Source organism: Ruegeria sp. N8 (genome assembly GCF_056531325.1).
Map to the genome: position 1 here is coordinate 387307 of NZ_JBQFLQ010000001.1, position 26042 is coordinate 413348.

General features: G+C 59.8%; 29 protein-coding genes. 13 read left to right on the plus strand and 16 right to left on the minus strand.

Annotated features, from left to right (window positions below; translation table 11 throughout):
* Window positions 1-50: 50 nt before the first annotated feature.
* Entirely contained in the window at window positions 51-338 is a 288-nt protein-coding gene (locus ACR0C5_RS01945) for a hypothetical protein (protein WP_480548228.1), read from the plus strand.
* On the opposite strand, the gene ACR0C5_RS01950 is transcribed toward ACR0C5_RS01945, so the two are convergent.
* The 4 genes from ACR0C5_RS01950 to ACR0C5_RS01965 all read right to left on the minus strand — a co-directional run bounded on the left by ACR0C5_RS01950 (window position 279) and on the right by ACR0C5_RS01965 (window position 3905).
* Window positions 279-686 carry a DUF1499 domain-containing protein gene (locus ACR0C5_RS01950; protein ID WP_480874166.1) on the minus strand — a complete coding sequence of 136 codons (408 nt, stop codon included), beginning with the start codon at window positions 684-686 and terminating at the stop codon, window positions 279-281. The two genes, ACR0C5_RS01945 and ACR0C5_RS01950, sit on opposite strands and share 60 nt — an antisense overlap.
* 72 nt (window positions 687-758) lie before the next feature.
* Window positions 759-1700: an agmatinase gene (gene speB, locus ACR0C5_RS01955; RefSeq protein ID WP_480874169.1), complete on the minus strand. Its 942-nt coding sequence runs from the start codon at window positions 1698-1700 to the stop codon at window positions 759-761.
* 63 nt (window positions 1701-1763) lie between these two features.
* Window positions 1764-2729 (minus strand): agmatinase, encoded by a 966-nt coding sequence (gene speB / locus ACR0C5_RS01960; protein WP_170774449.1) that lies wholly within the window; start codon window positions 2727-2729, stop codon window positions 1764-1766.
* Window positions 2730-2741: 12 nt separating this feature from the next.
* Window positions 2742-3905, minus strand: coding sequence for a M20 aminoacylase family protein (locus ACR0C5_RS01965; RefSeq protein WP_480857335.1), 1164 nt, complete (start codon window positions 3903-3905; stop codon window positions 2742-2744).
* A 66-nt stretch (window positions 3906-3971) separates the two neighbouring features.
* Between ACR0C5_RS01965 and mazG the strand changes: the two genes are divergently transcribed.
* From mazG to ACR0C5_RS01980, 3 genes are all read left to right on the plus strand, one after another.
* Window positions 3972-4829 (plus strand): nucleoside triphosphate pyrophosphohydrolase, encoded by an 858-nt coding sequence (gene mazG / locus ACR0C5_RS01970; protein WP_480874173.1) that lies wholly within the window; start codon window positions 3972-3974, stop codon window positions 4827-4829.
* Between the two features lie 63 nt (window positions 4830-4892).
* Window positions 4893-5831 (plus strand): nucleoside hydrolase, encoded by a 939-nt coding sequence (locus ACR0C5_RS01975; RefSeq protein ID WP_480874175.1) that lies wholly within the window; start codon window positions 4893-4895, stop codon window positions 5829-5831.
* Entirely contained in the window at window positions 5828-6277 is a 450-nt protein-coding gene (locus ACR0C5_RS01980; RefSeq protein WP_480874177.1) for a GNAT family N-acetyltransferase, read from the plus strand. The genes ACR0C5_RS01975 and ACR0C5_RS01980 overlap by 4 nt, the downstream gene beginning before the upstream one ends.
* A 35-nt stretch (window positions 6278-6312) precedes the next feature.
* On the opposite strand, the gene ACR0C5_RS01985 is transcribed toward ACR0C5_RS01980, so the two are convergent.
* From ACR0C5_RS01985 to ACR0C5_RS02005, 5 genes are all read right to left on the minus strand, one after another.
* Window positions 6313-6480 carry a hypothetical protein gene (locus ACR0C5_RS01985; RefSeq protein WP_480874180.1) on the minus strand — a complete coding sequence of 56 codons (168 nt, stop codon included), beginning with the start codon at window positions 6478-6480 and terminating at the stop codon, window positions 6313-6315.
* Window positions 6481-6805: 325 nt separating this feature from the next.
* On the minus strand, window positions 6806-8083 hold the full coding sequence (gene eno / locus ACR0C5_RS01990; protein ID WP_480874182.1) for a phosphopyruvate hydratase: 1278 nt from the start codon (window positions 8081-8083) through the stop codon (window positions 6806-6808).
* Window positions 8084-8207: 124 nt separating this feature from the next.
* On the minus strand, window positions 8208-9089 hold the full coding sequence (locus tag ACR0C5_RS01995) for a DMT family transporter (RefSeq protein WP_480502501.1): 882 nt from the start codon (window positions 9087-9089) through the stop codon (window positions 8208-8210).
* A 126-nt stretch (window positions 9090-9215) separates the two neighbouring features.
* Window positions 9216-9629: a Fur family transcriptional regulator gene (locus ACR0C5_RS02000; RefSeq protein WP_170788727.1), complete on the minus strand. Its 414-nt coding sequence runs from the start codon at window positions 9627-9629 to the stop codon at window positions 9216-9218.
* 74 nt (window positions 9630-9703) lie between these two features.
* Entirely contained in the window at window positions 9704-10408 is a 705-nt protein-coding gene (locus ACR0C5_RS02005; protein WP_170774466.1) for an endonuclease/exonuclease/phosphatase family protein, read from the minus strand.
* 165 nt (window positions 10409-10573) lie between these two features.
* Here ACR0C5_RS02005 and ACR0C5_RS02010 point away from each other — a divergent pair, with 165 nt between their 5' ends.
* Complete coding sequence (locus ACR0C5_RS02010; RefSeq protein WP_170774468.1) at window positions 10574-11485, plus strand: FHA domain-containing protein; 912 nt, start codon at window positions 10574-10576, stop codon at window positions 11483-11485.
* Here the strand turns inward: ACR0C5_RS02010 and ACR0C5_RS02015 are convergent.
* Complete coding sequence (locus ACR0C5_RS02015; protein WP_170774619.1) at window positions 11461-12879, minus strand: protein adenylyltransferase SelO; 1419 nt, start codon at window positions 12877-12879, stop codon at window positions 11461-11463. The two genes, ACR0C5_RS02010 and ACR0C5_RS02015, sit on opposite strands and share 25 nt — an antisense overlap.
* Before the next feature lie 87 nt (window positions 12880-12966).
* Here ACR0C5_RS02015 and ACR0C5_RS02020 point away from each other — a divergent pair, with 87 nt between their 5' ends.
* Both ACR0C5_RS02020 and ACR0C5_RS02025 read left to right on the plus strand, forming a co-directional pair.
* Entirely contained in the window at window positions 12967-13386 is a 420-nt protein-coding gene (locus ACR0C5_RS02020; RefSeq protein ID WP_170774469.1) for a cupin domain-containing protein, read from the plus strand.
* Window positions 13387-13389: 3 nt separating this feature from the next.
* Window positions 13390-14280 (plus strand): fatty acid desaturase, encoded by an 891-nt coding sequence (locus tag ACR0C5_RS02025; RefSeq protein WP_170774471.1) that lies wholly within the window; start codon window positions 13390-13392, stop codon window positions 14278-14280.
* Between the two features lie 65 nt (window positions 14281-14345).
* Here the strand turns inward: ACR0C5_RS02025 and ACR0C5_RS02030 are convergent, their stop codons facing one another.
* Window positions 14346-15320 (minus strand): leishmanolysin-related zinc metalloendopeptidase, encoded by a 975-nt coding sequence (locus ACR0C5_RS02030; protein ID WP_170752718.1) that lies wholly within the window; start codon window positions 15318-15320, stop codon window positions 14346-14348.
* A gap of 197 nt (window positions 15321-15517) precedes the next feature.
* Window positions 15518-16651 (minus strand): anhydro-N-acetylmuramic acid kinase, encoded by a 1134-nt coding sequence (locus tag ACR0C5_RS02035; RefSeq protein ID WP_480874187.1) that lies wholly within the window; start codon window positions 16649-16651, stop codon window positions 15518-15520.
* 181 nt (window positions 16652-16832) lie between these two features.
* On the opposite strand from ACR0C5_RS02035, the gene tyrS reads away from it, so the two are divergent.
* The gene (gene tyrS, locus ACR0C5_RS02040; protein WP_170774478.1) at window positions 16833-18077 is read left to right on the plus strand and encodes a tyrosine--tRNA ligase; all 1245 of its coding nucleotides are present in this window, start codon (window positions 16833-16835) and stop codon (window positions 18075-18077) included.
* A gap of 69 nt (window positions 18078-18146) precedes the next feature.
* On the opposite strand, the gene ACR0C5_RS02045 is transcribed toward tyrS, so the two are convergent.
* Complete coding sequence (locus ACR0C5_RS02045; RefSeq protein ID WP_480874190.1) at window positions 18147-19181, minus strand: hypothetical protein; 1035 nt, start codon at window positions 19179-19181, stop codon at window positions 18147-18149.
* Between the two features lie 206 nt (window positions 19182-19387).
* Between ACR0C5_RS02045 and ACR0C5_RS02050 the strand changes: the two genes are divergently transcribed.
* Both ACR0C5_RS02050 and ACR0C5_RS02055 read left to right on the plus strand, forming a co-directional pair.
* A complete protein-coding gene (locus ACR0C5_RS02050) occupies window positions 19388-20143 on the plus strand; it encodes a 3-hydroxyacyl-CoA dehydrogenase (RefSeq protein WP_170782550.1) in 756 nt (251 codons plus the stop codon).
* Window positions 20144-20152: 9 nt separating this feature from the next.
* Entirely contained in the window at window positions 20153-20701 is a 549-nt protein-coding gene (locus ACR0C5_RS02055) for a sugar O-acetyltransferase (RefSeq protein ID WP_170782551.1), read from the plus strand.
* On the opposite strand, the gene ACR0C5_RS02060 is transcribed toward ACR0C5_RS02055, so the two are convergent.
* The 3 genes from ACR0C5_RS02060 to ACR0C5_RS02070 all read right to left on the minus strand — a co-directional run bounded on the left by ACR0C5_RS02060 (window position 20698) and on the right by ACR0C5_RS02070 (window position 23889).
* Window positions 20698-22506 carry an ABC-F family ATP-binding cassette domain-containing protein gene (locus ACR0C5_RS02060; RefSeq protein WP_480874193.1) on the minus strand — a complete coding sequence of 603 codons (1809 nt, stop codon included), beginning with the start codon at window positions 22504-22506 and terminating at the stop codon, window positions 20698-20700. The genes ACR0C5_RS02055 and ACR0C5_RS02060 overlap by 4 nt on opposite strands.
* Before the next feature lie 69 nt (window positions 22507-22575).
* Window positions 22576-23310 (minus strand): GNAT family N-acetyltransferase, encoded by a 735-nt coding sequence (locus ACR0C5_RS02065; protein WP_170774486.1) that lies wholly within the window; start codon window positions 23308-23310, stop codon window positions 22576-22578.
* 102 nt (window positions 23311-23412) lie between these two features.
* Window positions 23413-23889 (minus strand): outer membrane protein assembly factor BamE, encoded by a 477-nt coding sequence (locus ACR0C5_RS02070; RefSeq protein WP_170774488.1) that lies wholly within the window; start codon window positions 23887-23889, stop codon window positions 23413-23415.
* Window positions 23890-23974: 85 nt separating this feature from the next.
* On the opposite strand from ACR0C5_RS02070, the gene ACR0C5_RS02075 reads away from it, so the two are divergent.
* The 3 genes from ACR0C5_RS02075 to plsX all read left to right on the plus strand — a co-directional run bounded on the left by ACR0C5_RS02075 (window position 23975) and on the right by plsX (window position 26037).
* Window positions 23975-24511: a YceD family protein gene (locus tag ACR0C5_RS02075; protein ID WP_170788735.1), complete on the plus strand. Its 537-nt coding sequence runs from the start codon at window positions 23975-23977 to the stop codon at window positions 24509-24511.
* 206 nt (window positions 24512-24717) lie between these two features.
* Window positions 24718-24924 (plus strand): 50S ribosomal protein L32, encoded by a 207-nt coding sequence (rpmF, locus tag ACR0C5_RS02080; protein WP_037316137.1) that lies wholly within the window; start codon window positions 24718-24720, stop codon window positions 24922-24924.
* Between the two features lie 24 nt (window positions 24925-24948).
* The gene (gene plsX, locus ACR0C5_RS02085; protein WP_170774492.1) at window positions 24949-26037 is read left to right on the plus strand and encodes a phosphate acyltransferase PlsX; all 1089 of its coding nucleotides are present in this window, start codon (window positions 24949-24951) and stop codon (window positions 26035-26037) included.
* The last annotated feature ends 5 nt before the right edge of the window (window positions 26038-26042 follow it).

Genomic DNA, 26042 nt, shown 5'->3' on the forward strand with positions numbered 1-26042 from the left:
CCTAATATGCCGCTTTGGTCAAGGGCCGAGCTTGTGCTAAGATAGCCGACATGAAGGGGTTGGTTTTCGTTTTATCGCTGTTTGCGGTGCCTGCCATGGCGGATTACGTCGGGCCGGACGGCAAGGTGCGCGACTGCTATTGCACAGACAAATCAGGTGCACGCGTGGATTTGGGTGAGATGATCTGCTTGCAGGTCGATGGCCGCATGTTCATGGCACAGTGTCAGATGTCGCTGAACGTGCCAATGTGGCGCGAGGTGTCCGAGGGGTGTTTGTCCTCAGGGTTGGAGCGCAGCAAGCCACTCATCAACACGGTTACGGTTTACCCCAAAATCTGATCGCCCAAAGCGCAGGCGCGCATGGATGCGCAGGGTATCGCCGTCTTGCTGGACCGTGGTGTAGTCGGGAAAGCCGATCACTTTGCTGCGGGTAATGTAGGTGATCATCCCCTCATCCACCGACCCGGCCAGCACGGTAGTGCGCGGCGTGGCCTGCGCGATGTCGTCCAGTCGGGCAAGACCTTCCGGCCCGGTTTCAACGATGCGAATGACGCCGCCTTGCATATCCGTATCCGCCGTTGCAGTCAGCGGTATATGCCATTGGGCAGAGTCAGAGGGTGCGAGACGGATATAAACCCCCAGAGCCACAACAGCCCCGACCAGCACCCAAACGACCATCTTCTTCATCCTGAACCTCGTGTTTCCGCAGAACCTATTTGGTTCTTAGCGCCCGACAAGGCACAAAGCGCCCCTTTACCGTTACGTCACGCTAGGCAGGATGCATAGCAGTTCGAAAAGCAGGTTTGCCGCCGTCAGCGCCGTCGTCCCCGCAGGGTCATAGGGCGGAGACACCTCGACCAGATCGCAGCCCACCACGTTCACCCCACTCAAAGTTTGAAGCAATTGCAGAGCTTGCGGCGTGGTCAATCCGGCGATCTCAGGCGTACCGGTGCCGGGCGCAAAGGCCGGATCAAGGCTGTCGATATCATAGGTGATATAGGTCGGATGCTCTCCGATCTCATTGCGAATTTGTGCGCCGATTACCGTCAGGTTCTGCTGCCACAACTCCCACGCGGGGAATTGCTTGAAACCCCAGCCCTTGGCCTGGGTGAAATCTGACGCCGCATAGCCCGAGCCGCGAATGCCGATCTGAAAGGTCTTGTCGGGGACGATCAGGCCCTCTTCATAGGCGCGGCGGAAGACGGTGCCATGGGTTTCACGCTCGCCAAACATCTCGTCATTCACGTCGGCGTGCGCATCCACATGCACCAGCGCCACAGGCCCGTGCTTGGCCGCGATCGCCCGCAGGATTGGCAGGGTGATCGAATGATCGCCGCCCATCGCAACTGGCGTCACCCCCTGCGCCAGAATGGCGTCATAGCTTTCCTTGATGATCTTCAGGCTTTCTGCCAGTGAAAACGTGTTGATCGCAAGATCGCCAATATCGGCGATTTGAAGGCTGTCAAAGGGCGCGGCAAAACTGGCCATGTTATAGGGCCGTATCATCGCACTTTCGGCGCGGATCTGTTTTGGCCCGAACCGCGTGCCCGACCGCCACGAGGTGCCGATATCCATCGGAATGCCCAGCACGGCCACATCCAGCCCCGCCAGAGACTCCGCCTGCGGCAGGCGCATGAACGTGTTCGGCCCCGAAAACCGCGCCAGATCATTGCCGCTGAGGGGTTGGTTAAACTGTGTCATGCCCGTATCTCTCCCGTCCGACCTTTTGGCTAAGGTGATACCGGAAAGATGGCTAACCAATGGTTAAGGCTGCAGTTTGTTCCATCCCAAAAGACAAATAATCTGCGTCGCCACATGGGCACCGGCGATCGCCGTCGCGCCCGAGGTATCAAAAGGCGGAGAGACCTCGACTACATCGCCGCCCTTGATGTTGATCCCGGCAATGTCACGCAAGATGATCTGCGCCTGAATAGAACTCAGACCACCCCAGACTGGTGTACCGGTGCCGGGGGCAAAAGCGGGATCCAATCCGTCGATGTCGAAGCTCAAGTAAACTGGGCTATCGCCCATGATCTCTTTGATCTTTTGCGCCACGGCAGCGGGGCCGGATTCGTAGACCTCACGCGCGTCGATGATGTTGACGCCTAGCGTGTCCTCGTTGGTGGTGCGGATACCCACCTGAACGGATCGCTTGGGGTCCACGATCCCCGACTTTACCGCCTTGTAAAACATCGTCCCGTGATCCACGCGGGTCATATCGTCATCGGCCCATGTGTCCGTATGCGCATCGAATTGCAGCAGCGACATGGGCCCGTATTTCTCGGCATAGGCTTTCAGGATCGGGAAACTGATATAGTGATCCCCGCCCAAAGTGACCGAGGCCACATCGGCGGCAAGAATGGTGCGGATGTGATCGGTCAGCGTGTCGGGAAAGGCTGGGATATTGGCATAGTCATAGGCCATGTCGCCATAGTCTACGATGGCCAACTCGCTGAGTGCATCAAAGGGCCAGCCATAGGGCGCGTCGGGCGATTGCAGCGCGCTGGCCTCGCGGATTGCGCGCGGGCCCAGCCTGGTGCCGGGGCGGTTCGTCACCGCCTGATCGAACGGAACGCCGGTCACGGCGATGTCCACCCCTTTCAGGTCCTTGGTGTATAGCCGCCGCAGAAACGACGTCGCTCCACCAAAGGTATTCTCGAACGACAGCCCCTTGAGGTCGGGGTTGGTGAATGCCTCATCCACCTGAGTTTTTGCGTCTTCCAGTCCCATGTCTTTCCCTTATCAGCCCAGTGGCTGTGCCTTTTCGACGATCCGCGCAAAGAAGGATGCCCCGATGGGCGCGATCTCATCGTTGAAGTTGTATTTCGGATGGTGCAGCCCGGCGCCATCACCCTGCCCCACAAACAGATAGGCACCGGGGCGCGATTGTAGCATGAATGAGAAATCCTCGGCCCCCATCATCGGCGGAACCTCGGTCAGCACGCGCTCATCCCCCGAGATATCGCGCGCCACATCGGCAGCGAATTCAGCCTTGGCGGCATCGTTGATCGTGGCGGGGTAATTGACCTCATAATCCAGCCGAGCTTCGACCCCGTAAGACTGCGCCTGACCCTGCACGATCTGCGCCATTCGATCCATCACCATCTTCTGTACACTCGGATCAAAGGTGCGCACGGTACCGTTGATATAGGCAGTATCAGGGATCACGTTGTTCACCGAACCGGTATGGATCTGAGTGACCGAGACCACCAGATCGTCCAGCGCATAGTTGTTGCGACTGACAATGGTCTGAATCGCCTGCGCAATCCCGCAGGCTGCCATCACAGGATCGCGAGTTTCATGCGGCATCGCCCCGTGGCCGCCGACACCTTGAATATGAACTTCAAACGTGTCCACCGCAGCCATGATCGGACCGGTATTGGTCTGAAACATCCCCTCGGGCACGCCCGGCGCATTATGCAGGGCGTAGACCTGAGAGATGTCGAACCGCTCCATGATGCCTTCCTCGACCATGACGCCCGCGCCGCCGCCATCCTCTTCGGCGGGTTGAAAGATCAGGGCCACGCGGCCTGAAAAATTCCGCGTCTCGGCCAGATAGCGCGCCGCGCCCAGCAGCATTGTCGTATGTCCGTCGTGACCGCAGGCGTGCATATTCCCCGGCTTGGTCGACGCATAGTCCACCCCGGTTTCCTCAGGGATCGGCAGCGCATCCATATCAGCGCGCAGACCGATGGTAGGCCCTTCGCCCTGCCCGTTGATAATGGCGACGATGCCGGTGGTGGCGATCCCCTCGTGAATCTCGTCCACACCGAATTCACGTAGACGCTCGGCCACGAAAGCTGCCGTTTCATGGCATTCGAATTTCAGTTCAGGGATCGTATGCAGGTGCTGCCGCCACGCGGTCATATCGGCGGTATAATCGGCAATTCGGTTGACGACGGGCATCTGGGGTGGACTCCTGTTGCGGTCTGCGGAATGGATGCATCTGACACCGGAACGAAAGGGTTCGCAATGGCCGAAAATCCTCTGATCCACGATAAAGACGCAGGCATCGAACGTCTGCTGGAGATCATGCGCCGCCTGCGCGACCCGCAGACTGGCTGTCCGTGGGACATCGAACAGGATTTCGCCACCATCGCTCCCTACACGATCGAAGAAGCCTATGAGGTCGCCGATGCTATCGAACGCGAGGCTTATGACGAGCTGAAGGGAGAGCTGGGCGACCTGCTGTTCCAATCGGTTTTTCACGCGCAAATGGCTGAAGAAGCTGGGCATTTCACCTTTCAGGACGTGGTCCGCACCATGTCAGACAAGATGGTTGCGCGTCACCCACATGTGTTCGGTGACGAATCCCGCGACAAGTCTGCCGAACAGCAGACGCTGGATTGGGAAACGATCAAGGCAGCGGAACGTGCAGGTAAGGAACAGAAAGGCGCGCTAGACGGTGTGGCCGCGAACCTGCCTGCCCTGCTGCGCGCGCACAAGCTGCAAAAACGCGCCGCGCGCGTGGGGTTCGACTGGCCCGACGCCAGCCATGTTCTAGCCAAGATCACCGAAGAGGCCGCCGAACTGGAAGAGGCCCGCGACAGCATGGATGCCGACGCGCTCGAAGATGAATTCGGCGATCTGCTGTTCGTGATCGTCAATCTGGGCCGTCATCTGGGAATCGAGCCTGAGGCCGCTCTGCGCCGCACCAACGCCAAGTTCACCCGCCGCTTTGAACAGGTCGAATCCCGCCTGGCCGAACGCGGTAAAACACCCAGCCAAAGCGATCTGGCCGAGATGGACGCGCTTTGGGACGAGGTGAAAACCGAGGAACATCGCGCCAATGGCAAACTCCCGCCGGTGGATGTCGTCACAGGGGTCTGAAACTGCTGGACAAGTGCTGTGACACTTGCGAGTGTCCGCGCTTCTAGCCCCTCGGAGACGCCTATGCCGCGCAAAATCATTATCGACACCGACCCCGGTCAGGACGACGCCGTCGCCATCCTTTTGGCGCTGGCCAGCCCGGATGAGATCGACGTGCTGGGTATCACCGCCGTCGCCGGAAACGTGCCGCTGGAGCTGACCGCCAAGAACGCGCGCATCGTCTGCGAACTGGCCGGCCATACGGACGTGCCGGTTTATGCAGGCTGTGATCGGCCACTGAACCGCCCTTTGGTCACAGCAGAACATGTGCACGGCAAAACCGGGCTGGATGGTCCCGTTCTGCCCGATCCTCAAATGCCGCTAGCCCAAGGGCACGCGGTCGATTTCATCATCGACACCCTGCGCGCGCAGGAACCGCGCACGGTGACTCTGTGCCCTCTAGGGCCGCTCACCAATATTGCGACGGCTTTCACCAAGGCCCCCGATATCATCGACCGCATACAGGAAATCGTGCTGATGGGTGGGGCGTATTTTGAGGTTGGCAACATCACTCCGGCGGCGGAATTCAATATCTATGTCGACCCGGAAGCCGCTGATATCGTGTTCAAATCCGGCGCGCACATCGTTGTCATGCCACTGGACGTCACCCATGACGCGCTGGTCACGCCACACCGCAACGACGCCTTCCGCGCGCTGGACAGCAAGGTCGGACACGCAGTGGCCGAGATGACTGATTTCTTCGAGCGGTTCGACAAGGAAAAATACGGATCAGAGGGCGCACCCCTGCACGATCCCTGCGTCACCGCCTATCTGATCCGGCCTGAGCTGTTCTCGGGCCGCCACATCAATGTCGAGATCGAGACCCAGTCCGAGCTGACACTGGGCATGACCGTTGCCGATTGGTGGGGCGTCACGGACCGCCCGGCAAACGCCATGTTCATGGGTAACGTCGATGCACAGGGGTTCTTCGATTTGCTGACCGAACGGCTGGCTCGGCTATGAGTGCTGCGCTGAAACTCGCCCGGCCCGAGGATCTGGACCGTCTGATGACCCTCGTCGCCGCATTTCACGCTGAGGCGGGCATCGAACAGGACGCCGATCACCGGCGCAACGCGCTGGCGCCGCTGCTGGACGGTATTCCCCATGGCTGCGTCTATTTGATTGGTCCGGCACGTGCACCGCTTGGATACGCGGTTTTGACCTTTGGGTGGTCTGTCGAGTTCGGCGGAATGGACGCCTTTATCGACGAGATTTACATCCGCCCCGCCGTGCGTGGCCGCGGCATCGCCACCGAGGTCCTGCTGGACCTGCCCAAAGCCCTTGCCGGTGCCGGGCTGACCGCCCTGCACCTTGAGGTCGACCGCACCAGCGAGACCGCGCAGAAACTGTATCTGCGCACCGGCTTCAAACCGCGCGATCGTTATGTAGTGATGAGCAAAAAGCTCTGATAGCAGTCTTGTGTCAGCCCCCCAGCGACAGCGCGTCAGCGCATCTCGCCGCTATACATGTAGGTGGGCGAATCCATGTTCTTGACAGGGTCGGTTGCCGAAACTGACTGACCTGAAATCGGGTAAATTCCGGGTGCCGAGCAGGCCGCCAGAAAGACAGTACCGATCACTGTTGCCGCAAGAAGGAATCTGGAACCAGTCATGGTATTCTCCTTTTGAGTAGTGACCTTAGGTTAGGGTTTGGAGGCCTCACCTAAATAGGGAAAAGTTCACACAAAAATGCCTTTATGCTGCCACAATGTTGGCAACCACTTGCAAACGTTACACAATTATTTTTCGAAAAATTGAAGATTCTTTACCTTACGTCACTCGAACACAACTTTCAGGAGACAGAACGAGGACTTCAACGCGCATAAAGGGTGCGGATCGGACATTCCGCACAACCGATTCCCCACGAATTCAGGGCGAGAGACGAAAAAGCCCGGCCTTCCAGCGAAGACCGGGCCTGTTTACGTTTTTTTGGTACGATCAGCGCTTGAGGATCGACGCCCCCGCATACTCGGCGACCTCACCCAGCGATTCCTCGATGCGGATCAGCTGATTGTATTTGGCCAGCCGGTCCGACCGCGCGAGGCTGCCGGTTTTGATCTGACCGCAATTGGTCGCAACCGCCAGATCGGCAATGGTGGCGTCCTCGGTCTCGCCCGAACGGTGCGACATCACGTTGGTGTACCGCGCGCGGTGGGCCATATCGACGGCGCGCAGCGTCTCGGTCAGCGAACCGATCTGGTTCACTTTGACCAGCATCGAGTTGGCGCAGCCGCGATCAATGCCTTCGGCCAGACGTTCGGGGTTGGTCACGAACAGGTCGTCGCCGACCAGTTGCACCTCGTTGCCAATCGCGTCAGTCAGGGCTTTCCAACCATCCCAGTCATCCTCGGACATGCCGTCTTCGATCGAGATGATCGGGTAGTCCTTGACCAGCGCCGCCAGATAGGCCGCGTTTTCCTCGGAGGTCAGTGTCGTGCCCTCGCCCGCCAGCACGTATTTGCCGTCTTTGTAGTATTCGGTCGCGGCGCAATCCAACGCCAGGTGGATTTCTTCACCCGGTTTGTAGCCCGCCTTTTCGATGGATTTCAGGATGAAATCCAGCGCCTCGCGCGTGCTGGCAATGTTGGGGGCAAAGCCGCCCTCATCACCGACGCCTGTGGCCAGACCGGCCGAGGACAGCTCTTTTTTCAGGGTGTGGAACACCTCGGATCCCATGCGCACCGCCTCGCGGATATTCGCGGCCGAGGTCGGCATGATCATGAATTCCTGAATGTCGATCGGGTTGTCGGCATGTTCGCCGCCATTGATGATGTTCATCATCGGCACCGGCAGAACACGGGCCGAGGTGCCACCCACATAGCGGTACAAAGGCTGCGTGGTGAAATCCGCCGCCGCCTTGGCTGTAGCCAGCGAGACACCAAGGATGGCGTTTGCGCCCAGACGGCCCTTGTTTTCGGTCCCGTCCAGTTCGATCATCGCCTGGTCGATGGCGACTTGTTCGGTGGCGTCAAAACCCACCAATTCCTCGGCGATCTCGCCATTCACGGCAGCGACTGCTTCCAGCACGCCCTTGCCCATATAGCGCGCCTTGTCACCGTCGCGCTTTTCCACCGCCTCATAGGCCCCTGTGGACGCGCCCGAGGGCACAGCCGCGCGGCCCATGGTGCCATCTTCCAGGATCACGTCCACCTCGACCGTCGGGTTGCCCCGGCTGTCCAGAATTTCGCGTGCGTGGATGTCGATAATCGTGCTCATGAGGCCCGTCCCTGTGGCTGCAATCCGTTGCACGCCTCATACCATCACCGGGCAAAAAGTAAACCATTCATGTTAACGCTAACACATTGCGCAGCAGGTGTTTGCGCAAACCTGCGACGATCCGTCAAGCCGCAGCCACCATGACCCGCGCCAAACGACGTTCCCGCAGGAAAGTGTAAAGACCCGATCCCAGGATCAACGAAGCCCCCGCAATGGTCATCAGATCCGGGCGTTCGCCGAACATGATCATGCCCGCCGTGATCGAAAACACCAGCCGCGTATAGCGGAACGGAGTCAGCGCCGAGGCGTCCCCCACTCGCATCGCCGTGACGATGCCGTAGTAGCCCAAAACACTAAACAGGACGGCCCCAATCAACGGCCCCATCTGCGGGCCTGCGATCGGCACCAGCGATTGTGTTTGAACCACCATTAGCACCAATCCACCCAAGATCGCCGCGACATAGGCCTGCATCGCTACCACGGACGAGGCGATATCAGCGTCCAGTCGCCGCGTAATCAGATCGCGGGCGGCGATACAAACAACGCTGATCACAACCAACAGGGTCTCGGGCTGGAACCCGGCCAGACCGGGGCGGATGATCATCAAAACGCCCAGAAACCCGACGCAGACCGCACTCCACCTGCGCCAGCCGACCTGCTCACCCAGAAACAGCGCCGCGCCGACAGTTACGGCAAGCGGCAATGCCTGGAAAACGGCGGCGACTGTGGACAGATCAACTAAGGCCAGCGCAGTCACGAAGGCAATCGCACCGACCCCTTCGCTGACTGCACGGACAAGTGGCAAGGGGCGCCACGCAGCCCGATCAAAGATGCGCTTGCGCGTTACGACGGTCATCACCGCAAAGATCAGGCCGCACACCGCGCCCAGCAAAATCATGATCTGACCGGTCGGCACCGAGGCCGACAGGTGCTTGATGAACATATCCTCAAGCGCAAAAGCCGCCATTGCGCCGACGACCAACAAGATGCCGTTTACGTTGTTCATGATCCGATCCGTCAGAGGAGCGCTGTTCGCCCGATCACAGAAATCGAACGCGGCTTGGTCAGGCAAGTCCTATCCGCATGGAATACATGAATTCGCGTGCGGTCACCGTTCGCGATTCGTGATGAATCACTCCTGTTCCAGCGGAACACCATAGAGTTCCAGCCGGTGGCCTTTCAGCTTATAGCCCAGCTTGGCCGCGATCTTTTCCTGCAAAGCCTCGATCTCGGGGTCGACGAATTCAATGACCTGCCCCGATTGCATGTCGATCAGATGGTCGTGATGGTCCCGTTCGGCATCCTCATAGCGCGCGCGGCCATCACCGAATTCCAGACGCTCGAGAATCCCGGCTTCTTCGAACAGCTTCACAGTGCGATAGACCGTCGCGATAGAAATCCCCGCATCGACCTTTGAAGCGCGGGCATACAGTTCTTCTACATCCGGGTGATCCTCGCTTTGTTGCAGCACTTGGGCGATGGTGCGGCGCTGACCTGTCATGCGCAGGCCCTTGGCCTCGCAACGGGCGATGATCGTGTCGGACATGAGTGACCCTCGGGGTGTATTCGGTTCTCTGTCTTAATACGTCTGCGCACTCTGCGCCACAGGGGAATTGTATCTTAGGCAACGCGCCGCAGGTCGGCCCAGATCGGCAAATGGTCCGAGGCAATATGCGCAGGTCGCGCATCGTGAACGCCGTGCACCACTGCCTCAAGCCCTGCGCCCAGCGCGATGCGATCCAGCGCGCCCAAAGGCTGCGCTGCGGGAAAGCTGGGAACCGGAGGAAGAAACCGCATGTCTGGCGCCAGATGGTCCAGCACCGGCTGACGCGACCATTCGTTGAAGTCCCCGGCCCAGACCGTGGGCATCTGCGTCAGGTCAACGTCACAGCGGCGGATATGGGTGATCTGCTGACGGCGCGATGCGGGCAGCAGACCCAGATGCATGCCCATCACGCGCAGCGGCCCGATGGGGGTGTCGAATTCAACCCGCACCGCCCCCCGAGGCTCCAGCCCCGGAAGGTCGTGATGTCCGGTCTGTCGCACTTGGATCGTGTCGCCCTTCCAGATCACCGCATTTCCATGCCAGCCCAGACTGCCTGCCCCACCAAGATCTACAATCTGCCATCCGGCCTCGTCCAGCATGAAATGCGGCAGGGCTGCGGGGCGCGGTGGCAGGCGTTTGTCGGCCTCCTGCAACACCACGATATCGGCCTTCATATTGTCTATGACCTGCATGATGCGCTGCGGCTGGCGGCGGAAATCAAGCCCGACGCATTTCTGGATGTTGTAGCTGGCAATGCGAAGCGTTGGCGTGGATGTCATAGCGCTCGGATCAAATATCTGACCACAACAGTGCCACGCCCTGCGCCCAGCGCAACAGTAAATTTCCGCGCGTGTCGAAAGGATCGGATGTGCAAGAGGGTTTTCGCCTTGTATACCCTTTGGCATAACAGTCCATACACCGCCTGCCCAAACCGAGGACCCCACGTGAGCACCACCTTCGCGACCCTGGTCATTGCTGATATTTCCGGCAGCACGCCTTTGTACAAGGCCGTGGGCGATGCCGAGGCACAAAGGCTGATCCAGTTGGAACTGGATCGCCTACGGCGCGTCCTGTTTGAGCATGGCGGGGTGCAGGTCGGTCAGAAGGGGGACGATGTTCTCAGCTATTTTAAGGATGCGGATGCGGCAATCAACGCCGTTCTGACCCTGATCGAAGGATCACCGGAAACCTCGCTGTCGGTCCATGTCGGCGTTCACTGTGGGCCGATCGTCATTGCGGAAAAGGGTGTCTATGGCGAGGCCGTGAACGTAACCGCCCGTCTTGCCTCTGTGGCCAATCCCGGCGAGGCCTGCGTCAGTGACGAAGCCGCCGCGTTGCTGCACAACGGCGCGCGCCAGATGCTGACCCCGCTGGGTCAGCTCAACCTCAAGGGTTTGACCGAACAATTCGCGGCGCATTCGCTGATCAGCCCTACGGCAAATTCCTTCACCCAAACCCGCCTGCCCCAATCCTATGGCCGCACCGAAGACAATCTTGCCGCACCCGAGCATCTGACGCTGGTCCTGCGACACGAGGGCCAAAGCTGGAGCTGCCCCGACAATGGCGAGCTGACGGTTGGTCGATCGCCGGGATGCGACGTGGTGCTCAGCCAGCCTTGGGTGTCCCGTCTGCATATGGTGATCACCATGAAAGACGGCAGGCTGATCCTGTCGGATCGCAGCACATCAGGCACCTATGTCAAATCCGAAGGCGGGCGGGAAATCCAGCTTAAGCGTGAAACTGTCATGCTGGCTGATAGCGGCCTGATCTCTCCCACATTGCCCCTCGAACATTCCGAGGCCTGTTTAGAATTCGAGATCCTAGGCCGTCGTCAGGTGCCGCAAAACGTGGCGTGAACCACTTCACCTTCCGAAGGCGGGCGCGTCAGGTCGATCGCTTCAGGCTGATCCTCATAAGGGCGCGACAGCACGTCATTCAAACGGTGGAACGGGGCATAATCGCCCCGTAAAGCGGCTTGTATCATCTGCTCGACACGGTGATTGCGCGGGATGAAGACCGGGTTCGCCGACATCATGGTGGCACGTGGATCGTTTTCCCGCTGCAGCCGCGCCTTCCAAGCATCGGTCCATTGATCAAAGGCCTGCGGGTCTGTGAACTGATCGCGCGCAGTATCACCGCCCAGCGCGCGGAAGGTATTTGTAAAGTCAGCCTGGTTCTGCGCCATTCGCGCCAAAAGGTCCGAAACCAGTTGCCGATCTCCGTCCTCCTCGGTCACAAGCCCGATCTTGGCCCGAAACCGCGTCAGCCAGTGCTGTTCCAGCAAATCGGGCATGGCGTGAACGATCTCGGTCGCTTCTTCCACAGCGGCCTCTTTGTCGTCCATCTGCTGGATCAGGGCCGTCGCCAGTTGCGCCAAATTCCACACCGCGATGCCCGGTTGGTTCGAATAGGCATAGCGTCCCATCCGGTCGATCGAGCTGTAGACCGTGTTCGGATGATAGCTGTCCATGAAGGCGCAGGGGCCGTAGTCGATGGTCTCGCCGGCGATCGAGCAATTGTCGGTATTCATTACACCATGGATGAAACCCACGCTCATCCACCCGGCAATCAGTTCAGATTGCGCCTGCGCCACGGCGCGCAACAGACCCATAGGACCCGCAGCCTGCGGAAAGTGGCGTTCGATGGCATATTCAGTCAGGCGGCGCAGGCTGTCCAACTGCCCCCGCGCGGCAAAGACCTGAAACGTACCCACGCGCAGATGGCTACGTGCGACGCGGGTCAGAACCGCGCCCGGCATGGGTTCTTCGCGGAAAACAACCTCGCCCGTCTCGACAGCAGCCAAAGCCCGCGTCGTGGGGATGCCCAGAGCGTGCATCGCCTCGGACACCACGTATTCGCGCAAAACAGGCCCCGACCAAGCGCGCCCGTCCCCCTGACGGCTAAAGGGCGTGGGGCCAGACCCTTTCAACTGAATATCCCGGCGCAGACCGTCTGTTCCGACGGTCTCACCCAGCAAAACGGCACGCCCGTCCCCCAATTGGGGATTGTAGTTGCCGAATTGATGCCCTGAATAAAGCTGCGCGATGGGTTCGGCCCCCTCGGGTAGCGTATTGCCAGCAAAAGCCTCGGCCATATCCTGCACCTCACCCGGGGTGATCCGCAGGACCTTCGCCAGATCGGTGTTAAAGGCGATCAATTGCGGCGCGCGCACAGGCACTGGGGCCTGCCGGGCGTAGAAGCTGTTGGGAAGGCGAGCGTAGCTGTTGTCAAATGGGATCGTCAGGGTCATGCGCAAAAGATATTCCTCATCCACGCGAATACCATAGCGGATCACGCAATCCCGTGCATAATCGCCCCAAACACCCCCGAGGGCCCCATGACCGCACAAGAGATCATCGACCACCTGAACCTGCAACAGCACCCCGAGGGCGGCTGGTTCCGCGAGACATGGCGCGCCGACAACGCAGGCCGCGCCGCCGGCACCTGTATCTACTTCCTACTGGCCGAAGGGGAACGCAGCCATTGGCACCGCGTCGATGCGACCGAGATCTGGCTGTACCACGCGGGCGATCCGCTAATCCTGTCGCTCAGCGCCTCGGATGACGGCCCGGCGACCGAGCACCTCTTGTCCCCCGACCTGACACAAGGCGCGCCGCAACTGATCGTCCCCAAGAGTCATTGGCAGGCCGCGCGCAGCACCGGCGCCTATACGCTGGTCAGCTGCACGGTTTCCCCGGGATTCGAGTTCGACGGGTTTGAGCTGGCCGCGCCCGGTTTCGACATCCCCAAGGGCTAAGCCATGGATCACCGCGCCCTCATCGCGTCGATCCCGCCCGAGGCGAAAGACAAACTGCAAGAGCGGTCCAACACGGCCGGGCTGCGGCATCTGGCGCTGTATGTGCTGGCATTGACCGCCACCAGTATTGGCATCATCGCGCAGGTGCCTTTCTGGCCTTTGCTGATCCTGCCTCAGGGTATCCTGTTGGTCTTCCTGTTCACCCTCAGCCATGAATGCACGCACAAGACGCCGTTTAAATCCCCTTGGCTGAACGAGGCCATTGGCCATCTGGTGGCGATACCGATTGCCCTGCCCTTTGTCTGGTTCCGCTATTTTCACCTGGCCCATCACAAATGGACCAACCACCCCGAGAATGATCCCGAACTGGGCGGCAAACCCAAGCCCGACAATTGGTCCAGCCTGCTGATTTACCTCAGCGGCTGGCCCTATTGGCGCGGCATGGCGCAGGTTCTGGTGCAAAATGCCCGTGGCCGGATCAACGCGCCCTATCTACCGGCGCGTCAGCACAAAGCCATGCGGCTGGAGGCGCGGGTGCTACTGGGCCTCTACGCCCTAGCGCTTGTCAGCCTGTTTATATCACCCGTGCTGTGGTGGCTGTGGCTGCTCCCCGTTCTGGTCGGCCAGCCCTTTCTAAGGCTGTACCTTCTGGCCGAACACGGACTCTGTCCGCCGGTCGCGAATATGCTCGAGAATTCCCGAACCACTTTCACCAACCGCCTGATCCGCTTTCTGGCCTGGAACATGCCCTACCACGCCGAGCACCACGCCTTTCCGAATGTCCCCTTCCATCAGCTACCCGCGCTGCACAGATGGACCCGAGCGCATTTGAGATCGACATCAGACGGGTATTCTGACTTTACAAGCGCGTACATCCGCAAAGTAAGGAACTAACAACACCGGCGGTTGCTCTGGATGGCTAGCAACCAGACGTCATCAAGCAGCTTATGACCAGAATATTATGCCAGTGCGATTTCGTTTTCGATGCCAGCCGCACCTTCCGCAAGGACATAACCAAGATCCTCTAGGGACGCGACTGACCAATCTGACAAATAGTTGGTGGCATCATACGAGCCATCATCTGCCACATACCCGATATACCCGGTCATCAGCTCATCCTGATACTCTTCTTCGTCCCAGTGTCCTCCGGCTGTGCCCGACCCACCGTCAGTCTCTACAAACAAGAAATCGTCTTCAGTGAAGTAGCCGACATAAGCTGAGTTCGCTGCATCACCGGTATAAACGCTGGTCACTATGTCATCAGTCGGCCGTCTGGTGCCATTGTCGTCCACCACAGTCGATACCAGACCGTAGTAATCCCAAAGCGTACCAAGACCCATGACATGCATCATTTCATGCAGAACAATATCATCGAATTGCCCAGCATCATGATACGCCAGAGCGTCCGCTTCATCGAACGTCATTTCTCCCAAAGCTGGCAAACCAGTATCAGAGCGTATTGCGGTCGGACCCGCCTGCCCCAGCACGCCGCCTTCTCCGTCTATGGCATCCAAATCCGCCATGATGACGAGGTCGTCGTAGAGGTTCCCTTCTCCATCGACAGCGTCTTCGATATCGCCATCAACAAGCGAAGCCAAATAGTCTGCGGACGCAATGAACACTGACTTCAGATCTTCAGGCCAGTCACCTACAAACCGGACTTCAATATTGTATTGAAGGCTGTCGTCGATTCCGTCGCCTTGACCGGTGATGTACGTGTCCGTGACAACCTCTGTTTCGGTTTCACCCCCGCCGCCTATGCCTGCTGGCGGCCCTTTGCTGCCCCTGGCGGCCGCTGACTCATCGATCATCAGCAGATCACCGCTCAAAGTTCCGATGGATTGTTTGTTATTTTCGGATTCATGCAGACGCGAAGCTCCCGCGCCTGATGACTTCACGTAGTCAAGGAAATTTCCACTGTTTTCAGATGGCATACCCTTCTCCCTCGAGCCTAGTCGAATACCGCCACCCAGTTTATTTTCGAGGATCTAATCCAAACAAAAGAAAATGACTAAAATGTGACTTGACGCGAATTTAGTGCACTCATTTCACAACAATAGACCAATAAATCTAGGCTTTGTTTGCATAAAGCACACTAAATGATAGTTATTGGTGTGACACATAGAGTGATCTAAAAACGCTTAATCGAGTCCTCAATACGCTCGACACTACTCACTACGCCTCCTCCCACAAGCGCGCTGACGCCTGTGGTTCCGGGGCATGAGGTCGGCAAGCCCCGCGCCACACGGACGGCGAGATAGGCGAAGGCTTGGGCCTCCAGCATGTCTCCGTCCAGACCCACGGTCTCGACCGGTTCGACCGCGCAATCGAGGCCCGCGCGCAGCATGTCCATCAGAACCGGGTTGCGGCGGCCTCCGCCCGTAACCAGCACGCGCGCGGGGGGTTTGGGGCAATGCTCCATCCCCTGCATCACGCCTGCGGCACACATGCCGGTCAGGGTCGCTACGGCGTCGGCGTCCGAGAGTTCCTGCACCAGACGGATCATCTCGGCAAAGTCGTTCCGGTCCAGCGATTTGGGGGGCATTTTGCGAAAGAACGGCTCGGACAGGAACAACTCCAGCGCACCCGCCTCGACCGACCCTTGGCGAGCCAGCGCGCCGTCCCGGTCCATCGGCAGGCCCAGCCGCGCCTGCATAAGGTCATCCACGGGCGCGTTTGCCGGGCCCGTGTCGAACGCCAGCAGCGCGCCAGGGGCCTCAGGGCCGTCAAAGCTGGGGTCCACATAGGTCAGGTTCCCCACCCCGCCCAAGTTCAGGAAGCACAAGGGTTCGGTCGCGCCGATCCACTTGGCGCAGGCAAAATGGAAGAACGGCGCCAGCGGAGCACCCTCGCCCCCCATCGCTACATCGTCGCTGCGGAAATCCCACACGACCGGAACACCCAGCGCCTGTGTCAGACCGTCTCCATCGCCCACCTGCAACGTCCCCCGCCCGCGCGGCTCATGCGCCAAGGTCTGACCGTGAAAACCGATCAAGTCAATTTCATCGAACTCGGACAGCGCCTCGGCATGGGCAACCGTGACCAACTCGGCGGCGGCATCGACCTCGGGCCCGTGCCACTGGCCCAGCGCGGCCCGCAGAACCGCACGCTCGGCATCAGAATAGGCCCGGTATCTGCTGGCACCAAAGCCCAGAATGCGCACACCATCGGTTTCGACCACAGCCGTATCAACACCGTCCAGAGACGTGCCCGACATGGCGCCCAATGCCCTAACCGCGCCCGTTTTGCTGATCGCCCGACCCATGTTTGCCCTCGTGTTCCTCACGCCCGTTGATCCGGCGCGTTGGCCTCAACCTGCACGGTAACGCGAAGACAGTGCAAGCCACATCGGGCGTGGCCCGCGCTTTTCGTGAAAAAGGTGCCTTTTCCTTGCCACCCCCACCGCCTATACACTGCCCCGCAACATAAACCCAAAGGGCACGGATATGACCTACCACCCCAAATCGGATTTCATCGCCACGATGATCGAGCGCGGCTTTCTCGCCGACTGCACCGATTATCAGGGCCTTGACGAGGCGCTGATCAGCGGGGTGCAAACAGCCTATATCGGTTATGACGCCACCGCGCAGTCGCTGCATGTGGGGCACCTGATGAACATCATGGTGCTGCGCTGGCTGCAAAAGACCGGCCATAAGCCGATCACTCTGATGGGCGGCGGTACGACCAAGGTGGGCGACCCCTCGTTTCGGTCGGATGAACGCCCCCTGCTGGGGCCCGAACAGATCGACGCCAACATCGCAGGGATGCAGAAGGTCTTCGCCAAGTACCTGTCCTATGATGACAGCGAGACCGGCGCGCTGATGCTGAACAATGCGGAATGGCTGGACAGTCTGAACTACCTCGATTTCCTGCGCGATATCGGGCGGCACTTCTCGGTCAACCGGATGTTGTCTTTCGAGTCCGTAAAATCGCGGCTGGACCGCGAACAATCGCTGAGCTTCCTCGAATTCAACTACATGATCCTGCAGGCCTATGACTTCCTTGAGCTGAACCGCCGCTATAGCTGCGTTCTGCAGATGGGCGGCAGCGATCAGTGGGGCAACATTGTCAACGGTATCGACCTGACGCGCCGCGTATTGGATCACGAGATATACGGCCTGACCACACCGCTGCTGACCACCAGCGACGGCCGCAAGATGGGCAAGTCGCAGGGCGGTGCGGTTTGGCTGAACGGTGACATGCTGTCAGCCTATGAGTTCTGGCAGTTCTGGCGCAACACCACCGACGCGGATGTTGGCCGGTTCCTGAAGATCTTCACCGAACTTCCGGTGGATGAATGCGACCGTCTGGCCGCGTTGCAAGGATCTGAGATCAACGAGGCCAAAATCCGCCTCGCCAACGAAGTCACTACTCTGCTGCACGGGGCCGATGCCGCCGCAACCGCCGCGGCGACCGCCCGCGAAGTGTTTGAAAAAGGCGGCGTGGGCGATGATCTTCCAACGCTGACGCTGCGCGCAGATGATCTACCTACTTCGATCGTGCAGTTGATCGTGAAATCAGGCCTGGCCAAAACCGGCAAAGAGGCCAAGCGCCTGATCGCCGAAAACGGAGCCAAACTGGATGACGCGCCGCTGACTGACGCAGGGTTGATGATCGACGCCGGTGCGCTGTCGTCTCCGATCAAACTGAGCGCGGGTAAAAAGCGCCACGCGCTGGTGCAACTGGGCTAAGCTCAGTTCTACGCTAAGAAAAACGGCCACCCAAATGGGTGGCCGTCGTCGTTTCAGGTTTGGCCTGTCTCAGCGGTTCCCACGGTTGCCATTGTTTCCGCCGTTACCGTTTCCGCCGCCACCGTTGCCCGAGCCGCCGCCCTGACCATTGTTGCCGCCGCCATTACCTGTGCCTGGGCCGGACCCGCCAGTGTTGCCGCCACCGTTACCGGGGTTGCCGTTGTTGCCGTTACCGTTTCCGGGGCCGCCATTGTTCCCACCGTTGCCATTGCCGCCGCCGTTGCCACCGCCATTGTTGCCGCCGCCGCCGTTGCCTGAGCCGCCGCCCTGACCGTTATTGCCGCCGCCATTACCGGTGCCGGGACCGGAGCCACCATTGTTGCCACCGCCGTTACCGGGGTTGCCACCATTGCCGTTCCCGTTTCCGGGGCCGCCATTGTTCCCACCGTTGCCGTTTCCGCCACCGTTGCCACCGCCATTATTTCCGCCGTTGCCATTGCCGCCGCCGTTGCCATTGCCGCCGCCGTTGCCACCGCCATTATTTCCGCCGTTACCACCGCCGCCATTGCCGGGTCCACCACCATTGCCGGGGCCACCGCCACCATCACCTGGTCCGTCGCCGCCACCGCCATCACCCGGCCCATCTCCGCCGTCACCAGGCCCGTCACCGGGGCCACCATCACCGGGCCCATCGCCGCCGCCACCGTCACCCGGCCCATCACCAGGGTTTCCGCCACCGCCCGGACCGCCGACACCCGGCCCTGCATCGGCCGACTGCTCGTTGTCACGATCTTCCCCAAGCGGAGCGTTGGATCCGATCGAGGCAGTCGGCACATCTGTTAGCAAACCTGCAAGCCCCGGACATTGTTCGCCCGTTACCTGCAAAGTGGTCAGAAAATCACTCTGTTTTTGCAACCGCTCCAAAAAGCTGGGCGTCACCTGCGCACAGTCGCACAAGGCCGCGTAATCCCCGCTTTTGGTCACATCGCGCGCGGTTTTCCAATTGCACACATAAGGCGCGGCCGAGGCTTCACCCACAAACATCACACTCGCCAAGGGGACAACTAAAAGCCCTCCGGCCGCACCTTTCAAAACATTTCGCATCACAGCACCTCCATTCACCAAACACGCGAATTGCAAAGTTTCTTCGGTCACGAAGTGGCGATTGGACGTGATCCCCACATGAGCCAAACATGAAGACGCCTTCATACTTGCTCGTGGCACTGCCCCTTCCCTGCAACCGATCACTGGACAGACAGGGGTGCGACAGGTTATTGAACAGGTGTTCATATATTGAAAAGGAGCCCGCAATGCACCTGTCCAACACAGCCGCACTCATCACCGGCGGAGCGTCGGGTCTGGGCGAGGCGACCGCGCGCCACTTCGCTGATCAGGGCGCGCAGGTCACGATTCTGGACCGCGATGCCGACCGGGGCCCAAATGTCGCCAACGAAATCGGTGGTCACTTTGTCCAGACCGATGTGACCAACGAGGCATCGGTGACCGAGGCCGTTGCATTTGCGACAAGTAAGATGGGGCGTGTCACGGCAGCTGTGAATTGCGCAGGCATCGCCTTGGGCATCAAGACCGTTGGACGCGACGGCCCGCATCCTCTGGACGCGTTTCAGCGCACCATCGACATCAATCTGGTCGGCTCGTTCAACGTCTCGCGCCTTGCGGCGGCTGAGATGGCCAAGAATGACCCAGAACCGGACGGTGCACGAGGCGTGATCATCAACACGGCCTCTATCGCGGCGTTCGACGGGCAAAAGGGGCAGACGGCCTATGCGGCCTCAAAAGGAGGGATCGTGGGAATGACCCTGCCCATGGCGCGCGACCTGGCCTCGACTGGTATCCGCGTGATGGCGATTGCACCGGGCATATTCATGACGCCCATGCTGGCCGGACTACCGGAAGAGGTGCAACAGCAACTGGCCGCCGATGTGCCTAACCCTGCTCGCCTTGGCGACCCGCACGAATATGGGAGGCTGGCCGGGTTCATCGTGGAAATGGGCTATCTGAACGGAGAGGTCATCCGCATCGACGGTGCGCTCAGAATGCGGTAAACCTGCGCCATGAACGAGCGCGAGAAAATGGAGGCCGGGCAGTGGTATTGTTGTCTGGACCCGGAACTGAACGCCTTGCGCGATCAAGCCAGACGCGCCGTTCATGCGCACAACACCAGTTCACCGGACCGGCGCACCGACATGGGGCCGGAACTACGCGCCCTCTTGGGTCATGTGGGCGCGGACTGTTTGCTAGAAGCACCGTTTCACTGTGCCTATGGGATGAACATTCATCTGGGTGACAGAGTTTATTTCAACGCCGGTTGCATCGTTCTGGATACGGCCCCGGTCCGGATCGGGGACGATACGATGTTCGGGCCACATGTGCAGATTTATTGCGCCCAACATGCCAAAGATCCGGCAGACCGCGCGCAGGGGCTGGAGGTCGGCCTGCCTGTCACAATCGGCAAACATGTCTGGATCGGAGGCGGAGCAATCCTGTTGCCCGGTATCACCATCGGCGACAATGCCACCATCGGCGCGGGCAGCGTAGTCACAAAGGATGTCGTCGCCGGGCAGACCGTGGTTGGAAACCCAGCCCGCGTGCTGCCAGCCTAAGCGCCCTCAGCTTTTTCTTCTAGCATCAGCCATTCCTCTTCGGCAGCGGCGAGTTTTTCCTGCCGCTCGACCAAAGCCTCGGTCGCTTTCTGGAACTTAACCGGCTCGCGGGTGAACAGTTCGGGGTCGGACATGAGTTCCTCAAGCTTTCCGATCTCGGCCTCAAGCCGCTCCATTTCGGCAGGCAGTCTTTCAAGGCGATGTTTTTCCGAGAAGGACAGACCCGCCTTCGGCTGTGCCCCTTGCTTGATCTTTGGCTTGGAAGGTTTTGATTTCTCGTCCTTCCTAGGCAGAAGATCACCGCGTTGTGCGATGTAATCCGACCAGCCACCCGCATAAACGGTGGCGCGTCCGTTGCCCTCCATCGCAATGGTCGTCGTGGCGACACGGTCCAGAAAATCGCGGTCGTGGCTGACCAGCAGGACGGTGCCGTCATAATCGTCCAACAGCTCTTGCAGCAGGTCTAACGTTTCCACGTCAAGATCATTGGTCGGTTCGTCCAACACCAGCAAGTTGGACGTCTTGGCCATCAACTTGGCCAACAACAGCCGCGCTTTCTCACCGCCCGAGAGGGATTTGACCGCAGCCCGCGCCTGCCGTTCATCGAACAGGAATTCCTTGAGGTAGCCGACCACATGTTTGGGCTGTCCGCCCACCATGACTTGATCGGCCTTGCCCGAAACCCGCATTTCGGGATCGCCGGTCAGGCTGTCCCACAGGGTCATCTCGGGGTCTAACTGGGCGCGGGTCTGGTCGAAGACCGCAACCTCAAGATTGGTGCCCAGCGTGACTGCGCCCTCATCCGGGGTTTCCTGACCTAGCAGCATTTTCAGTAGCGTCGTCTTGCCCACACCGTTGGGGCCAACAAAGGCCACACGATCACCGCGCTGCACCAGCAGATCAAAATTCCGCACGATGGGTATTGAGTCAAAAGCCTTGGCCAACCCTTTGGCTTCGATCACCTTGCGCCCCGATTTAGGCCCTGCCTCCAACGTCATGGCCGCCGAGCCCTGACGTTTGATCTGCGCTGCCTTCTCAGCCCGCAACGCCTGCAAGGCGCGCACTCGGCCCTGATTGCGTTTGCGGCGGGCGCTGATGCCTTCAACGGCCCATTTCGCCTCGGATTTGATCAGGCGGTTCAGCTTGTGGCGCTGCTGATCCTCTTCTTCCCAGATCTTGTCGCGCCATGCCTCGAACGCATCAAACCCCTGTTCCTGCCGCCGCACCGCACCCCGGTCGATCCAAAGGGTCGCACGGGTCAAAGCGCGCAGAAAAGCGCGGTCGTGCGAGATCAGGACATAAGCCGCGCGGGTCGAGCCCAGCTCACGTTCCAGCCAGGCAATCGCTTCGATGTCCAGATGGTTGGTCGGTTCGTCCAGCAGCATCAGGTCTGGCGCTTCGGCCATCAGTTTTGCCAATGCCGCGCGGCGACGCTCCCCGCCCGAGGCCGTTTCGACCAGGCGCGCTGGATCGAACTTCAGCCCCTCGCCTGCGCGCTCGACTTTGTACAGTTCGCCCGGCTCTAGCCCACTGGAGGCATAGTCGCCCAGTGTGGCAAAGCCCTCCATGCCCGGGTCTTGCTCCATATAACCGACCGACTTGCCCGGAGGCACCACGATGTCGCCCTGATCGGCCTCAACCAGTCCGGCCATCACTTTCATCAGGGTCGATTTGCCGGACCCGTTGCGCCCCACCAGCGCCACGCGGTCGCCGGGTTGAACCACCAGATCAAGCTCGGAAAACACCGGATCGCCCCCGAAGGTCAGGGAAATGCCGGACATCTGCAACAAAGGAATTCTCGCCATGCCCGCCAGCTAAACCGGCAGGGTCGGCGCGTCAACGCCCAGCCCTTGTTCTCGTCAAAAATACGGAATCTACCCAGCCACCACCCGCAACAGACGTTTCCGGGCTGGCGGAATCGCCCCGATCTCGAGCCCGGTAAACACGTGCAGCGTGTTCATATGCCGATCGACCACTGCATGATCACTGACCCAGCCGCCCATCAACAGATAGGTGCGCAGCAAGGGCGGCATCCGCAACATCGCTTTTTTGACGTCGGGCCGACGCCGCAACCGTGCGGCAAAACGAAAGACATCCGGTGCCTTGACCCGTGGCAACCAGCGCTTGGGCGCCAGATGACGGTGTTTTAGCATTGCAAAAGCATCCAGATACTCGGCCGTTTCTGTCCCGGCAAAGGACGAACAGCCAAACAGCATCTCAACGTTGTTCTGATCCACATAAGCCGTCATCGCGCCCCATGCGACGCGCAGTATGTCAGGATCGGTCCAGTCGGGATGAATACAGAACCGCCCCATCTCGACCATACGCCCCTGAAAATCCTCCAAAGCGGACAGATCGTAAAATTGCGCTGAATAGCTGAGGCCGATTTCGTCCCCACGCTCCATCGTCAACATGCGGAAACAGCAGACGAGTTCGCCACTGGAACGCATATCTTCGACAAGAACATGCGCACAGAGGCGATCAAAATCATCCCGATCCGTCTGATCCGTTCCAAAGGCCAGAGTGCGCAACTTCTGTGCCGCCACGATGTCCGCCCCAGTCAATGCCAACCGGGCGCGATACCGGCCTTTGCCAAGCAGTAAAGCCATGGTCGTCCTCTATTCGGCGATCACCGACCCGTTTCATCCCGTCTCGGTGCATATCACATTATGTGTGACCATCCTGTGACGCGGACAAGAGGCGAAGGCTGATTAGTTGGTCGCGCCCGGAATATTGGCCGGGTTGAAGTTGCCGATATTGCCGAACAGCTGGCGCAGGAATCCGCGGTTCTGAATGCTCGATTCGGTTACCCGCCGCTCCAGAGGGACCACGATCCCGTCTTCAAGGCCGAACCGTTCGATGTTCCGCACCACACCACCCTGATCAAAGCTGATGGCGACAAGCTCACGCTCGACCACTTCGGGTCGTTTCGGACCATAGTGACGCACCCGAGACCGCACATAGTAGAACCCAGAATCCCGCACTACGCCGGACGAGGACGGCGCACCGACTGAGTCGAGGACGCTTTCGCGTGTGTCCACGCCCACCTGAATCTCGGCCAGGTCTTCGGGGGGCGGGATGTACCCGTGATTCTCGAACACAGGTGAACACGCGCTGATACCTGCCACACAGGCTGCAAGCACTAGCGTTCTGGACGCCGGTTTCAACCTGTTCACAACCTTTAACATGCACACCCTCTTGCCTTGGTCCCTTGCGGACCCTATCCGCTTACATCAAACCGCAGCCCCGGTTCAACACAGGAAAGGGTAACGAATGAGCAACCAGACATCTCTGCGGGTGGCCGACCTGCCGCAAAACGCGCCAACCTCGTTCGATCTGCGCCCCGACACCAAAGCGCTTGAGGCGATCCGCGATGACCTGGGCCTGCTGGGTCTGCGAAAGCTCAGCTTTGTCGGAGACGTCCGCGCGCAAGGAAAACGCGACTGGGCACTCGCAGGTAAGCTGGGCGCAACAGTGATCCAGCCCTGCGTCGTCACGCTAGAGCCGGTGACGACCCGGATCGACGTGCCCGTCACGCGGGTATTTCTGGCCGATTGGACCGACCCCGATGAGGAAGAGTTCGAAATCCCAGAAGGCGACGAGTCGGAGCCCTTGGGGTCCGAGATCGACCCAGCCATTGTAATGATCGAGGCGCTGTCGCTGTCCCTGCCCCAATACCCGCGCAAAGATGGTGCGGAACTAGAACAGGCCGACTATACAGAGCCGGGCAAACAGGCGATGACAGATGAAGATGCAAAACCCTTTGCCGGACTTGCCAGCCTGCGCGATGCACTGAAAAAAGACGAGTGACACGGGTCTGATTTCCTGTCATAGCACGCCCTCAGAAAAATCGCTTGAACATGTCGAGAATCGCAGTATTTTCGCGCGCTCATCGGAATTTGGGTTGGACATTGCGGGGCTCGTCCCCTAAACGCGCGTCAAACCACGTAAAAAACGAAGAATGAAACCCGGTCGGCAGCGAATCTGCGGACCCTCAGTAGACAAAGGTTGAGACCATGGCCGTCCAACAGAACAAAGTTTCCAAGTCGCGTCGCAACAACCGCCGCGCACACGACGCTCTGGTTGCTGCAAACCCGAACGAATGCGCAAACTGCGGCGAGCTGAAGCGCCCGCACCACGTATGTGCGTCCTGCGGCCACTATGATGACCGTGAAGTCGTCGCTCAGGCCGACGAAATCGACCTGGACGAAGACGCGGCCTAAGCCTTTCAAAGCGCAGGCCAAGGCATGACGGAACAGCCCACGCAAACCGGACGGATCACCATCTCGGTTGACGCTATGGGCGGAGATTCGGGTCCCGCCGCAGTTGTGGCGGGTATCGCCAAATCGGCGGACAAGAACCCCGACATCGCGTTTATCCTGCACGGGCCTGAGGCTGAGTTGCGCAAACTTGTTGCGAAACGGCGTGTCCTGAATGGGCGCGTCGTTTTTCGTGATTGCACCGACGTGGTCACGATGGAGGACAAGCCCAGCCAGGTTGTACGCCACGGCAAGCAGACCTCAATGTGGTCGACACTGGAATCGGTGCGCCAGGGCGAAGCCCATGGTGCGGTGTCCTGCGGCAATACTGGCGCGTTGATGGCGCTGTCGATGATGCGGCTGCGTAAATTGCCGGGTGTAAACCGCCCGGCCATCGCGATTCTGTGGCCATCGCGCAACCCGCAGGGGTTCAACGTGATGTTGGATGTGGGCGCCGATGTACGCGCCGACGCGAAGGATCTGCTGCAATACGCGCTGATGGGCGCCTCGTACGCGCGCAACGGCATGGCGCTGGAACGCCCCCGGATCGGCTTGCTGAACGTAGGCACCGAAGAACACAAGGGGCGCGCTGAATTGAAAGAAGCGCATGCCATGATCACGGACTTTGCGGATCAGGCGAGCTTTGATTTCGTGGGCTTTGTCGAAGGCAGTGATATCCCCGGTGACAAGGCAGATGTCATTGTAACCGATGGGTTTACCGGCAATGTCGCGATCAAGACCGGCGAAGGCACGGCCAGCCTGATCGGGGACCTTCTGCGTGAGGCGTTCAAATACTCGCCCCTGTCTCGGCTGGCGTCGGTTCTGGCCATCACCTCACTAAACCGGTTGAAGAAACGTATCGACCCACGCCGTGTAAATGGCGGGGTTTTCCTGGGCCTCAATGGGACTGTGGTGAAATCTCATGGCGGCGCAGATGCCACCGGAGTTTCGGCCGCCGTGAAACTGGCCTTTACCCTGGCACAGTCCGGGTTCTCTGAAAAATTGGCGGCACGGGTTGCATCGACAGTCGAGCTTGCACAAGATGCCGCCCAAGCTCCGTCCAAGGCGGGCGAATAACAAAA